General features: G+C 61.7%; 13 protein-coding genes. 4 read left to right on the top strand and 9 right to left on the bottom strand.

All coding sequences use genetic code 11. The annotated features are described in order from the left end of the window. Positions 1-42: 42 nt before the first annotated feature. Positions 43-1,044, bottom strand: a complete 1,002-nt coding sequence (locus tag NKH37_RS13850; protein ID WP_352470076.1) for a 2-hydroxyacid dehydrogenase — start codon at positions 1,042-1,044, stop codon at positions 43-45. 157 nt (positions 1,045-1,201) lie between these two features. On the opposite strand from NKH37_RS13850, the gene NKH37_RS13855 reads away from it, so the two are divergent. Next, a complete protein-coding gene (locus NKH37_RS13855; protein ID WP_023719551.1) occupies positions 1,202-1,759 on the top strand; it encodes an SH3 domain-containing protein in 558 nt (185 codons plus the stop codon). 82 nt (positions 1,760-1,841) lie between these two features. Here the strand turns inward: NKH37_RS13855 and NKH37_RS13860 are convergent, their stop codons facing one another. Beyond that, positions 1,842-2,201, bottom strand: a complete 360-nt coding sequence (locus tag NKH37_RS13860; RefSeq protein ID WP_352846966.1) for a DUF4260 domain-containing protein — start codon at positions 2,199-2,201, stop codon at positions 1,842-1,844. Between the two features lie 10 nt (positions 2,202-2,211). After that, a complete protein-coding gene (gene irrA, locus NKH37_RS13865; protein WP_023676913.1) occupies positions 2,212-2,643 on the bottom strand; it encodes an iron response transcriptional regulator IrrA in 432 nt (143 codons plus the stop codon). A 240-nt stretch (positions 2,644-2,883) separates the two neighbouring features. On the opposite strand from irrA, the gene fabA reads away from it, so the two are divergent. The 3 genes from fabA to fabI all read left to right on the top strand — a co-directional run bounded on the left by fabA (position 2,884) and on the right by fabI (position 5,570). Next, the gene (gene fabA / locus NKH37_RS13870) at positions 2,884-3,402 is read left to right on the top strand and encodes a 3-hydroxyacyl-[acyl-carrier-protein] dehydratase FabA (protein WP_352483234.1); all 519 of its coding nucleotides are present in this window, start codon (positions 2,884-2,886) and stop codon (positions 3,400-3,402) included. A gap of 121 nt (positions 3,403-3,523) precedes the next feature. Then, entirely contained in the window at positions 3,524-4,744 is a 1,221-nt protein-coding gene (gene fabB / locus NKH37_RS13875; RefSeq protein ID WP_023719554.1) for a beta-ketoacyl-ACP synthase I, read from the top strand. 13 nt (positions 4,745-4,757) lie between these two features. Then, on the top strand, positions 4,758-5,570 hold the full coding sequence (gene fabI, locus NKH37_RS13880) for an enoyl-ACP reductase FabI (protein ID WP_023719555.1): 813 nt from the start codon (positions 4,758-4,760) through the stop codon (positions 5,568-5,570). Between the two features lie 36 nt (positions 5,571-5,606). On the opposite strand, the gene NKH37_RS13885 is transcribed toward fabI, so the two are convergent. The 6 genes from NKH37_RS13885 to rbfA form a co-directional block, all read right to left on the bottom strand. Continuing rightward, complete coding sequence (locus tag NKH37_RS13885; RefSeq protein ID WP_352846969.1) at positions 5,607-6,620, bottom strand: class I SAM-dependent methyltransferase; 1,014 nt, start codon at positions 6,618-6,620, stop codon at positions 5,607-5,609. A 104-nt stretch (positions 6,621-6,724) separates the two neighbouring features. Then, positions 6,725-8,872 (bottom strand): polyribonucleotide nucleotidyltransferase, encoded by a 2,148-nt coding sequence (gene pnp, locus NKH37_RS13890; protein ID WP_023719557.1) that lies wholly within the window; start codon positions 8,870-8,872, stop codon positions 6,725-6,727. Positions 8,873-9,281: 409 nt separating this feature from the next. Then, positions 9,282-9,593: a 30S ribosomal protein S15 gene (gene rpsO / locus NKH37_RS13895; protein WP_280940423.1), complete on the bottom strand. Its 312-nt coding sequence runs from the start codon at positions 9,591-9,593 to the stop codon at positions 9,282-9,284. Between the two features lie 140 nt (positions 9,594-9,733). Beyond that, a complete protein-coding gene (gene corA, locus NKH37_RS13900; protein WP_023719558.1) occupies positions 9,734-10,828 on the bottom strand; it encodes a magnesium/cobalt transporter CorA in 1,095 nt (364 codons plus the stop codon). Positions 10,829-10,974: 146 nt separating this feature from the next. Next, complete coding sequence (truB, locus tag NKH37_RS13905; RefSeq protein ID WP_352846973.1) at positions 10,975-11,934, bottom strand: tRNA pseudouridine(55) synthase TruB; 960 nt, start codon at positions 11,932-11,934, stop codon at positions 10,975-10,977. After that, positions 11,934-12,359 (bottom strand): 30S ribosome-binding factor RbfA, encoded by a 426-nt coding sequence (gene rbfA, locus NKH37_RS13910; RefSeq protein ID WP_292653998.1) that lies wholly within the window; start codon positions 12,357-12,359, stop codon positions 11,934-11,936. Before rbfA ends, truB begins: the two co-directional genes overlap by 1 nt. Between the last annotated feature and the right edge of the window lie 55 nt (positions 12,360-12,414).

Genomic DNA, 12,414 nt, shown 5'->3' on the forward strand with positions numbered 1-12,414 from the left:
CGCGTGGTTGCCGCGGCAAGGCCATGCCGGCATGATGGCAGGTCACGCCCGCAGCGGCAGCACGCGGTCGGGCGGACGATGGCCATCGAAGAAGGCGCGGATGTTGATGATCACCTTCTCACCCATGTCGATGCGGCCTTCGAGCGTCGCCGAGCCCATATGCGGCAACAGCACGACCTTGCCTTTGTGGGCGAGCTTCAGAAGCTTGCTGTTCAGCGCCGGCTCGTGCTCGTAGACGTCGAGGCCGGCGCCGGCGATCTTGCCGTCATGGATGAGCTTGACCAGCGATTCCTCATCGATGATATCGCCGCGCGCGGTGTTGACTATGTAAGCGGACGGTTGCAGAAGCGCCAGCCGCCGCGCCGAAAGCAGGTGGAAGGTTGCCGGTGTCGATGGGCAATTGACCGAGATAATGTCCATACGGGCAAGCATCTGGTCGAGGCTTTCCCAATATGTGGCTTCCAACTCGTCCTCGATTGCCGGCAGCACGCGGTGGCGGTTGTGGTAGTGGATCGAGAGGCCAAAGGCCTTGGCGCGCCTGGCGACGGCGGTGCCGATGCGACCCATGCCGACAATGCCGAGCCGTTTGCCCCAGATGCGACGGCCGAGCATCCAGGTCGGCGACCAGCCCGCCCATTTCTTGTCCCCGGTCAGCACGTTGGCGCCTTCGGCCAGCCGTCGCGGCACGGCCAGCATCAGCGCCATGGTCATGTCGGCCGTATCTTCGGTCAGCACGTTCGGCGTATTGGTGACGGTGATGCCTTTCTTGGCCGCTGCCGCAACGTCGATCTTGTCGACGCCATTGCCGAAATTGGCGATCAGCTTAAGGTTGTCGCCGGCTTGGGCAATCAGCGCCGCGTCGATATTATCGGTCACGGTCGGCACCAGCACGTCAGCCTCCTTGACCGCCGCCACCAGTTCCGGCTGCGTCATCGGCCTGTCCTCGACATTCAACCGGGCGTCGAACAACTCGCGCATGCGGGTCTCGACCGGGTCGGGCAACTTGCGCGTGATGACGACGAGGGGCTTCTTTTTGCCTGCCATTGTTTCCTCGAACCCGATCTCGTTGAGACCTCTTTAACCAAGAACGGCGAAACTGAGAGCCGATCGCGGTACCGGTCATCCATGTAACAAGTGGTTCCGCCGAAGACAAAGAAAAAGGGGCGCGAAGGCCGATGGGCCGGCGCCGAAAGGAACGAAAGTGTCTGGTTTCGCGTCGCTCCGCCTGACCCTCAGTGCAGCATTCCTCGGCGCTCTCATCCATAGCCCACTGGTGATGGCGCAAAGTGCCGCGGCCCCCGCCCAGAGCGTCACGCTCGGACCAAGCGGCTTGCCGCTGCCGCGCTTCGTCAGCCTGAAATCCGGCCGCGTCAACTCGCGCGTCGGGCCGGGCGTCAACTATTCCGTCGATTGGATGTACATGAAACCAGGCCTGCCGATGGAGATCATCCAGGAGTTCGATACATGGCGCCGCGTGCGCGATGCCGACGGCTCGGAAGGCTGGATCAATCAGTCGCTGCTTTCGGGCCGCCGCACGGCGATCGTCGCCCCCTGGCAGCGCGGCAAGGACGCCCGCATCAACCTCCTCGACGACCCGGCAAAAGATGCAAGCGTCATCGCGATCCTCGAACCGGGGGTGATGGGCACGATCAAGTCCTGCGATGGCCAATGGTGCGAAATGACCTTCGACGGCCATACCGGCTGGCTCGCCCAGTCGCTCGTCTGGGGCGCCTATCCCGGCGAAAAGGTCAAGAACTGACGCTTCCGAACCGGAGGTCAGGCCAGCGCTGCAAGCACCGGATCCGGCATTTTGTTTCGCTGTTCTTCAATTCGGGGATGATCTAGCCGCCGATGCGGCCGAGATGGGTATCCTGGAAACTGCTCGACAGCTTCAAGCCATAGCCCAGGGCGCGGTCGATGGCGATGTGGGCGATCCAGATCAGCGCAACGGATGTCGCCAATGCATTGTCAAAGACGCTGCCGAAAAGCGCCAGCAGAACGGGCAAGACCAGTATGTGCAAGGTGTTGTAGGCGACGGCCCCGACGCGCGGCCCGGCCATGTAACCCAGGATCGACAGGTCGGGCGCCAGAACGAGCACTGCAAATAGCCACCAGGAAGCACCGGCAATTGCATAGAAGACAAGAGCCGCCACCGCGACGGCGACCCATTCGAGCCGGAGCGTCAAATCCAGGAAATTCATAAGGCGCCGGTCAGTCGCAGCGTTTCGGACGCAGTCTCACCACGATATCGACATTGGCGATCTCCATGCCTTCCGGCGGTTCCGGCAGGTTGGAAACCGTCACCGGGCCGCTGTCGATATCGAAGATCCTGTTTTCGCCCTCAATATAGAAATGATGGTGATCGGAGGTGTTGGTGTCGAAATAGGTCTTCGATCCCTCGACGGCAAGGATGCGCAAAAGGCCAGCCTGGGTGAACTGGTGCAGAGCATTGTAGACGGTGGCCAGAGACACCGGCACGCCGGCGGCAAGCGCTTCCTCGTGCAGTTCCTCGGCCGAAAGGTGGCGGTCGCCCTTGGCGAAAAGCAGATCGGCCAGCGCGATACGCTGGCGTGTCGGCCTCAGACCGGCTTCGCGAACCCGCTTGTCCACAGCGACATTATCCTTCCGGCAACCCAGATCCATCTATCCGTCGCGCCCACAGTTCCGTCTCAGACACGTCCAAAATGGCAGAAATAGAGCATCTGCCGAAATTGGACGTGTCCTGACATATATTCTGTCGGCCGAATGCGATCAATAGCGCGCATTGACCCGGGCAGACGGGCAGGTTAAGCGCAAACGCCGGTTTCCGGCCTGAAACAGATTGTGTTAGGAAACCACCAGCATGGGCGCCTATCGCCCGGGACGATCACGGGGACGAGATTGATGGCGGGTTCGAAATCCAGCTACGGTTACGAGGAATTGCTTGCCTGCGCCCGCGGCGAGCTGTTCGGACCGGGAAATGCGCAACTGCCCTATCCGCCGATGCTGATGTTCGACCGCATCACCGAGATCAGCGAAACCGGCGGTGCGTTCGACAAGGGTTTCATCCGCGCAGAATTCGATATCAAGCCGGATTTGTGGTTTTTCGCCTGCCATTTCATCGGCAATCCGATCATGCCGGGATGCCTGGGCCTGGACGCCATGTGGCAGTTGACGGGTTTCTACCTTGGATGGCTCGGCGAACCAGGCAAGGGAATGGCGCTGTCGACAGGTGAGGTGAGATTCAAAGGCATGGTCACGCCTTCGGTCAAGAAGGTGGAGTATGGCGTCGACTTCAAGCGAGTGATGCGCGGTCGGCTTGTGCTTGGCATCGCCGATGGCTGGCTGAAGGCAGATGGCGAGCCCATATATGCGGCAACGGATCTGAAGGTCGGTCTGTCCAAGCAATCGGCCGCCGGCTGAGCGAAGACCAACAGTGCCACGTCTTGGACATCTAAAGGACGCTGTAGCACTTTAATTTGCGCATGGTTCCGTTCCGGAAACTTAATCAGGTTTCGGAGGTCCGTGCTGGAAGGAGTTGCGAATGAGACGGGTCGTAGTCACAGGTCTCGGCATCGTGTCGTCGATCGGCAACAATGCCAACGAGGTGCAGGCCTCCTTGCATGATGCCAGGTCCGGCATCAGCTTTTCCGACTCTTTCGCCGAGCATGGCTTCCGTTGCCGGGTGTGGGGAGCGCCGACGCTGGATCCGTCGGGAATGATCGACCGTCGCGCCATGCGCTTCCTGTCGCAAGGTGCTGCTTGGAACCATGTCGCGATGGACCAGGCGATCGCAGACGCCGGCCTCGACGAGACCGACATCACCAACGAGCGCACCGGCATCGTAATGGGCTCTGGCGGACCGTCGACCCGTGCAATCGTCGAAGCGGCCGAGACGACGATCAAAAACGGCAGCCCCAAGCGGATCGGCCCGTTCGCGGTGCCAAAAGCGATGTCGTCGACCGCTTCAGCGACGCTTGCCACTTGGTTCAAGATCCACGGCGTCAACTATTCGATCTCATCGGCCTGCTCGACGTCAGCGCATTGCATCGGCAATGGCTACGAGCTGATCCAGTGGGGGAAGCAGGACATCGTCTTCGCCGGCGGTCATGAGGATCTCGACTGGACGATGTCGGATCTGTTCGATGCCATGGGCGCCATGTCGTCCAAGTTCAACGACAGGGCATCAGTCGCCTCGCGCGCCTACGACGTCGATCGCGACGGTTTCGTCATTGCCGGCGGCGCCGGCGTGCTGATTCTTGAAGAGCTCGAGCATGCCAAGGCACGCGGCGCCAAGATCTATGCCGAGATCGTCGGCTATGGCGCCACCTCCGACGGCTACGACATGGTGGCGCCGTCGGGCGAAGGCGCGGCTCGCTGCATGAAGCAGGCGCTCGCAACGGTGTCCTCGCCGGTCGACTATATCAATACGCACGGCACTTCGACGCCGGTCGGCGACTCCAAGGAAATGGGCGCCATCCGCGAGGTGTTCGGCGAGAAGATGCCTTTCATCACGTCGACCAAATCGCTGACCGGTCATTCGCTGGGTGCGGCCGGCGTGCAGGAATCGATCTACTCGATCCTGATGATGCAAGGCGGCTTTATCGGCGAGAGCGCCCACATTGACAACCTCGATCCGGAATTCGAAGGCATGCCGATCGTGCGCAAGCGCATCGACGAAGCCAGGATCGACACCGTTTTGTCCAATTCGTTCGGTTTCGGTGGCACCAACGCTACGCTGATTTTCCAGCGCTATTCCGCATAAGGATTTGCCGACCATGGACGGATTGATGAAGGGCAAGCGCGGGCTTGTCATGGGCGTCGCCAACGATCATTCGATCGCCTGGGGCATCGCCCGCAAACTGTCCGAACATGGCGCGGATCTCGCCTTCACCTATCAGGGCGAGGCCTTCGGGCGCCGCGTCAAGCCGCTCGCCGAGAAACTGGGCGCATCGCTGGTGGTGCCTTGCGACGTCGAGGACAGCGCATCGGTCGCCGCGACTTTCGAGACTTTGGGCAAGGCGTGGGGCGGGCTGGATTTCGTCGTCCATGCCATCGGCTTTTCCGACAAGAACGAGCTGAAAGGCCTCTACGCCGACACCAGCCGCGACAACTTCATCCGCACCATGGTGATCTCCTGCTACTCCTTCACCGAGGTCGCCCGTCACGCCGCCACGTTGATGAAGGATAGCGGTTCGATGATCACGCTGACCTATGCCGGTTCGGTCCGCGTCATGCCGAACTACAACGTCATGGGCGTCGCCAAGGCCGGGCTGGAGGCCAGCGTCCGCTATCTAGCCAACGACTACGGCCCGCGCGGCATCAGGGTGAACGGCATATCGGCTGGACCGGTGCGGACGCTTGCCGGCGCCGGGATTTCCGACGCACGCCACATGTTCTCCTACCAGCAGCGCAACTCGCCGCTACGTCGCACGGTGACAATCGACGAAGTCGGCGGCTCAGCGCTCTATCTGCTGTCCGATCTGTCCTCCGGCGTCACCGGCGAAATCCACTATGTCGATTCCGGCTATCACATCGTGTCCATGCCGACGCTTGACGAGTTGAAGCAAACCGACGGCGGGCGGGAATAGCGCGAGCGACGTGTCGCCGGCTTGCCCCGCAGCGTTTCAGCGTCGCGCCGAGAAGACCTTGAACATGCCGTCGCGGGCGAGCTCCGCATGGCTGGAGAAGGCGGCCGCCAGCACGGGTTCGTAGGGAAGCTGACGGTTCGCCACCATGAACAGCCGGCCGCCCGGCTTCAGCGCCTTGCCTGCCGCGCGGATCATGCCGGCACCGATTTCGGGCTCAGTCGCCCGGCTGCGGTGAAAGGGCGGGTTCATGGCGATCACATCGTAGCGGTGCTCGACCGGCTCGCTCAAAAGATCTATCCAGAAGAAACGTGGCTCCAGGCCTGTGTTGCCGACATTGACCTTCGCCGCCTCCAGCGCCTCGAAATCCGCTTCGTAAAGGTCAAGCGCCGATATGCCGGGTGAGCGGGCGGCGACTTCGGCGGCGACATAGCCCCAACCGGCACAGAAATCCGCAACGCTGCCACGCAGATCGTTGGGCAGATTTTCGACCAGCAGCTTCGATCCGGCATCGATCTTGTCGAACGAAAACATGCCTGGGGCCGTGCGGAAGCGGTCCTCGACCACCAAGTCCGGATTGGCGGCGCGAAGCGTTGCCGCGGCAACGGTATCGGCCGGCCGGCGAAACCAGAAGGCAATGCCGTGATGCTTCGGCAGGTGGCCTTCGGGCGGCACAAGGGCGCCGACATGCTTGCGCAGGCTGGCGATACCATCGTCCTTACCGCCGGCGACGACGATCAACCCGCCTGATGCCACGTGCTCGATCGCTTCTGCGACGCGCAACTCGTTTTGTCCGCGATGGCGGCCAGCGAGCACTAGCGCCGCGTCGAAAGCCTTGCCTTCCACTTGCGGCGTGACGGTGAAGCCGGACGCCTGCAAGGCGCGAAAATGCGGCCTGAAGCCTTGGACGAGATGAAGCTTGGCATCGAAGCCTTCGAGCAAGCGAAAGCCGGGCTCGGCACCGAGAAAAAGAATACGTTCATCCTTTCGCGGCAGGGAAACGGTCCCGGTCTCGAAAGGATGGAAAAGCGTCTTCAGCGGCTCGGCGGACATTCACCACTCTTGAACTGCAAGGCTGTTGTTGAAATGCAAACGGGCGCGACCTTCCGGCGCGCCCGCTTCGATTGCTTTATGCGTTCGACGGAACGCAACCCCGCTTAGGCGGCGTTTTCTTCGCCTTCGCTCTTCTTATCGCGGGCGATTTCCTTGCCGGTGGCCTGGTCGACGACCTTCATCGACAGGCGGACCTTGCCGCGCTCGTCGAAGCCCATCAGCTTGACCCAGACCTTGTCGCCTTCCTTGACCACATCGGAGGTCTTGGCGACGCGATCATTGGCGAGCTGCGAGATGTGGACGAGGCCGTCACGCGGACCGAAGAAGTTGACGAAAGCGCCGAAGTCGGCGGTCTTGACGACCGTGCCTTCGTAGATTTCACCGACTTCCGGCTCGGCGACGATGGTGTGGATCCACTTCTTCGCCGCCTCGATTTCCTTGGCGTTGGCCGAAGCGATCTTGACCGTGCCGTCATCCTCGATGTTGATCTTGGCGCCGGTCTTTTCGACGATCTCGCGGATGACCTTGCCGCCCGAGCCGATCACGTCGCGGATCTTGTCGGTCGGGATGTGCATGACCTCGATGCGCGGCGCGAACTCGCCGAGCTCGGCACGCGCGCCGGACAGCGCATGGGCCATTTCGCCGAGAATGTGCTGACGGCCATCCTTGGCCTGGTCGAGGGCGATCTTCATGATCTCCTCGGTGATGCCCTCGATCTTGATGTCCATCTGCAGCGAGGTGATGCCGTAGGCGGTGCCGGCAACCTTGAAATCCATGTCGCCGAGGTGGTCCTCGTCGCCGAGGATATCGGAGAGCACGGCGAAGCGCTCGCCTTCCTTGATCAGGCCCATCGCAATGCCGGCGACCGGCTTGGCCAGCGGCACACCGGCATCCATCAGCGCCAGCGAGGTGCCGCAGACGGTAGCCATCGAGGACGAGCCGTTGGACTCGGTGATCTCCGAAACGACGCGCAACGTATAGGGGAACTGGTCGGCGGTCGGCAGCATCGGCCGGATGGCGCGCCAGGCGAGCTTGCCGTGGCCGATTTCGCGGCGGCCGGGCGAACCCATACGGCCCGTTTCACCGACCGAATAGGGAGGGAAATTGTAGTGCAGGAGGAACTTCTCCTTGTACATGCCGGTCAGCGAATCGACATACTGCTCGTCCTCGCCGGTGCCGAGCGTGGCGACGACCAGCGCCTGGGTCTCGCCGCGAGTGAACAGCGCCGAGCCGTGTGTGCGCGGCAGGACGCCGACTTCCGAGACGATCTTGCGGACCGTCTTCAGGTCGCGGCCGTCGATGCGCGAGCCGGTGTCGAGGATGTTCCAGCGCACGACCTTGGCCTGGAGTTCCTTGAACACGGTGCCGATCTGTTCGGACGTGTATTTGGCCTCTTCGCCTTCTGCCGGCGCAAACGCGGCCTTGACCTTCGCCTTGACGGCGTCGACGGCGGCATAGCGCTTCTGCTTGTCGGTGATCTTGTAGGCATCGCGAAGCTCGCCTTCGACGATCTTGAGCATCTCGGCTTCAAGCGCGGAATAGTCCGGCGCGGTGAAATCGCGCGGGTCCTTGGCGGCGACTTCGGCCAGCTTGATGATCGCGTCGATTACCGGCTGGAAACCCCTGTGACCGAACATGACGGCGCCGAGCATCAGATCCTCGCCGAGTTCCTTGGCTTCGGACTCGACCATCAGCACGGCGTCGGCGGTGCCGGCGACGACCAGGTCGAGCTTCGATTCCTGCATCTCGTCGACATGCGGGTTGAGCACGTATTCGCCGTTAATGTAGCCAACGCGGGCGCCACCAACCGGGCCCATGAACGGCACGCCGGACAAGGTCAGTGCGGCGGAGGTGGCGACGATCGACAGGATGTCCGGATCATTTTCGAGATCGTGCTGGACGACGGTGACAACGATCTGGGTGTCGTTCTTGTAGCCTTCGGCGAAGAGCGGGCGGATCGGGCGGTCAATCAGGCGGGAAACCAGCGTTTCCTTCTCGCTCGGACGGCCTTCACGCTTGAAATAGCCACCCGGGATCTTGCCGGCGGCGTAAGTCTTTTCCTGGTAGTTGACCGTCAGGGGAAAGAAATCGAGGCCGGGCTTCGGCTCTTTCATCGAGACGACGGTGGCGAGAACCTTGGTTTCGCCATAGGTGGCCAGCACCGCGCCGTCAGCCTGACGTGCGATCTTGCCGGTTTCGAGAATGAGCGGACGGCCGCCCCATTCGATTTCCACTTTGTGGTAATTGAACATATCTTGTCCTTCGTATGCGGAAAGGGCCGCGCCGTTGCAGCGTGCGCGGATGCCCCTTTCCCTTGGCTTCCTTTCTCGGGCAGCCACGGGCAAGACAACGGGAAGCTCGGCTATTCGGCGCATTTGCCGCGCGAGCGTCCTGCAATCCTGCCCCATGACCGTCCATGGGCGGTTTCGAGTGGCCCTCTGCTGTTTCGAAACCGGGTTGGCCAATCGATCCGACTGGCCTTGCGCGTGAACCCGAAAACCAGGTTTTCGGAAAGTATCCTGCGCAAATCTAAAACTTCAGAGCGTCCTTTGCGCATCCAAACCGGTGCGCGGCGCTCTGCTTTCTTCATTGGAGCCTTGGATGATCCGATGCTCCAATGCGCGACCGGCGGGCTCTCGAAAGAACCCGCCGGTCAATTCGTCAACGGCGCAGACCGAGCTTCTCGATCAGCGTCTGATAGCGCGCGTCGTCCTTGCGCTTGAGATAATCAAGCAGGCTGCGGCGCTGGGAAACGAGAGCGAGCAGGCCACGGCGGGAATGGTTATCCTTCTTGTGGTCCTTGAAATGATCGGTCAGGTTCTTGATGCGCTCGGAAAGGATGGCCACCTGGACTTCCGGAGACCCGGTATCGCCCTTGGCGGTTGCGAATTCGCCCATCAATTCCTTCTTGCGTTCGGCAGTAATCGACATCGTGTTTTTCCTTGTCTGTTTGAGGAAACGGGACGCCCTCAGCCGGGATGTCGTCCAGCAGGGGCCGGTGCAAGCAACGCGTCAAAGCGCGAAGCTGCGGCGCATATAGTGCAATTCCGACAAAAAGGCCAGCCCAATTCACAAGCCGGCTTTTTGCTGCATAAACGGGCACTTCCGCATGGTCAGAGCCATTTCTTCCATTTGAAGTATGCGTAGAGCCCGACCGCAACAATCGCCATGAAGACGAGCGACAGGGGATAGCCGTAATAGGCTTTCAGCTCCGGCATGTTCCAGGGCGAGGTGTCGGGGTCGAAATTCATGCCCCATACGCCGACGAGAAAGGTGAGCGGCATGAAGATCACCGAGACGATGGTCAAATAGCTGATGACGTCGTTGGTGCGCGCCTGGCTGAGCGACAGGTGCATCTCGATCAGGCCGGTCAGCATATCGCGCTGGGTTTCGACCAGTTCGATCAATCGCAGCGAATGATCCAGCGTGTCGTTCAGGAATAATTTGGTTTCGGCCTTCACATAAGAGACGTCGTTGCGGATCATGGTCGCCAGCGCGTCGCGCATCGGCCAAAGCACGCCCTTCAGCACATTGGCATCGCGCCGCAATTCGTGAAGCTGCCGCATCTGGTGCTTGTGCGCCTGGTTCAGCATCTGGTCCTCGATGCTGTCGACCAATTCGCCGGCAGCCTCGATCGGCGGGAAATAGCTGTCGACGATGGCGTCGATCAAAGCATAGGCGAGATAGTCGGCGCCGCGCGAGCGCAAGCGGTTGGGCACCGAGCTCGCGATCCGCTTGCGCACGGGATCGAACGGGTCGCCTTCGCGCTCCTGGAAGGTGACGACGAAGTTCTTGCCGAAGAAGACGGCGATCTGTTCGTAACGATGGGCGGTGACATCGTCGATCATCCTGACGACGACAAAGGCATGGTCCTCGAAGAAATCCACCTTGGGCCGCTGACCGGTGTTGACGACATCTTCCAGCGCCAGCGGATGCAGGTTGAAGATCCCGCCGATCTCCTCGATCAGCTGGATGTTGGCGAGGCCTGTGCAGTCGAGCCAGATGATCGGCCAATTGTGGCAATGGGTGTTGACATCGTCGATGCTGGCATTGTCGATCGTCTTGAACTTCTCAGGCGAGATCAATGTCAGCCTGAGCTCGGAGCGGCGCGCCGCCGGGTCGGCGATCAGCGTGCCCGGCGAAGCCCCGACCGGTGGCCGCCGTGTTTTGAGCGCCGCTCGCTTGTTGACCGTGTCAGCCTTTGCCATGTGCCCCCTCGAGTGCAGCGTCGAACGGCACTACAGCACAGCGCATCCTTTCGGACGACAAACGACGCCGTAGCCCTGTTGATTTAGCGCATGATCCTTTCCCAAAATAGAATCCGGTTTGGAGATCATGCGCCGGGCGACAGCTGTTACCCGACAAAGACCCGCTTTGGCTTGAACATGCCTTGCTCGATGGCGCCGATGGCGACCAGCTTGCCGCGCGCGGTGGCGCAGGCCTCCTCAGCTTCTACCGGCGCGTCACGGCCGCGAATGATGACCGGATTGCCGAGGCGGATTTTGGTTGCCGCATCGTCGCTGATCGCAACCTGCGGCAAGCATTCGAGCGCCGCGGCGGTGTCGACCAGAAGTGCATCGATGGCGCCGAAGTCGATCGGCGCGTCCGCTGCTTGCGAAGCGTCCTCGCTCTGTTCGCCGAAGCGGGCGGCCTCCAGCTCGGCCAAGGTGACGAAATCTTCCTGCGTGAACGGCTCGACCTCGACCCGCCGCAGCTCGGCGATGTGACCAAAACAGCCAAGGTCGCGCCCCATGTCGCGCGCCAGCGAGCGGACATAGGTGCCCTTGCCGCATTCGACCTCGAAGATGGTGCGATCGGCCATGTGCTCGACCAGGTCGAGCCGGCCGATCTCGACCTCGCGTGCCGGAATGTCGACCGTCTCGCCGTCGCGGGCAAGGTCGTAGGCGCGCTCGCCGGCGATCTTGATCGCTGAGAATTGCGGCGGTGTCTGCATGATCACGCCGGTATATTTCGAAAGCAGCGCCAGCACTTCGGATTCCGCCGGACGGAGGTCTGACCTTTTGGTCGCCGCGCCTTCGAGGTCGTCGGTCGAACGCTCCTCGCCCCAGGCAACGGTGAAGCGGTAGACCTTGGCGCCGTCCTGGACGTAAGGCACAGTCTTCGTCGCCTCGCCAAGCGCGATCGGCAGCATGCCCGACGCCAGCGGGTCGAGCGTGCCGGCATGGCCGGCCTTTTCCGCCTGGAACAGCCATTTGATCTTGGAGACGGCTTCGGTCGAGCCCATGCCGACCGGCTTGTCCAGTACCAGCCAGCCCGAGATCGGCCGGCCCTTCTTCTTGCCGCGGCGCGCCACTATTCGCTATCCTTCCGGTCGTCTTTGTCTTTGTCGTCGGCGCTGAGATCGCGCGCCACTTCGGGCGAGTGCAGCAATTCGTTGATCTTCTGGAAATTGTCGTAGCTGGTATCGAGCCGGAAGCGGAATTCCGGCATGTACTTCATCTGCCGAAGGGCGCCGGAGACGCGGCCGCGGACGAACTTCGCATGCTTGTTGAGCGCTTCGACCACCGCACCGGCATCCTTGGCGCCGAGCGGCGAGACGAAGGCGGTGGCGATCTTCAGATCGGGCGACATGCGCACTTCGGAGACCGAGACCACTGTGTTCTCGATCAGCGGATCAAGGATCTCGCCGCGCTGCAAGGTTTCGGATAGCGCATGGCGCACCTGCTCGCCGACGCGCAGCATGCGCTGGGATGGGCCTGACGGGGTCGAACGGGGCATTTTCCTCGGTCCTGAAATCGTGAAGCGCGGGATGGAACCGCGCCGCATGTCTCAT

Source organism: Mesorhizobium sp. M1217 (assembly GCF_040318275.1).
In the GTDB taxonomy this organism is placed as follows: domain Bacteria; phylum Pseudomonadota; class Alphaproteobacteria; order Rhizobiales; family Rhizobiaceae; genus Mesorhizobium.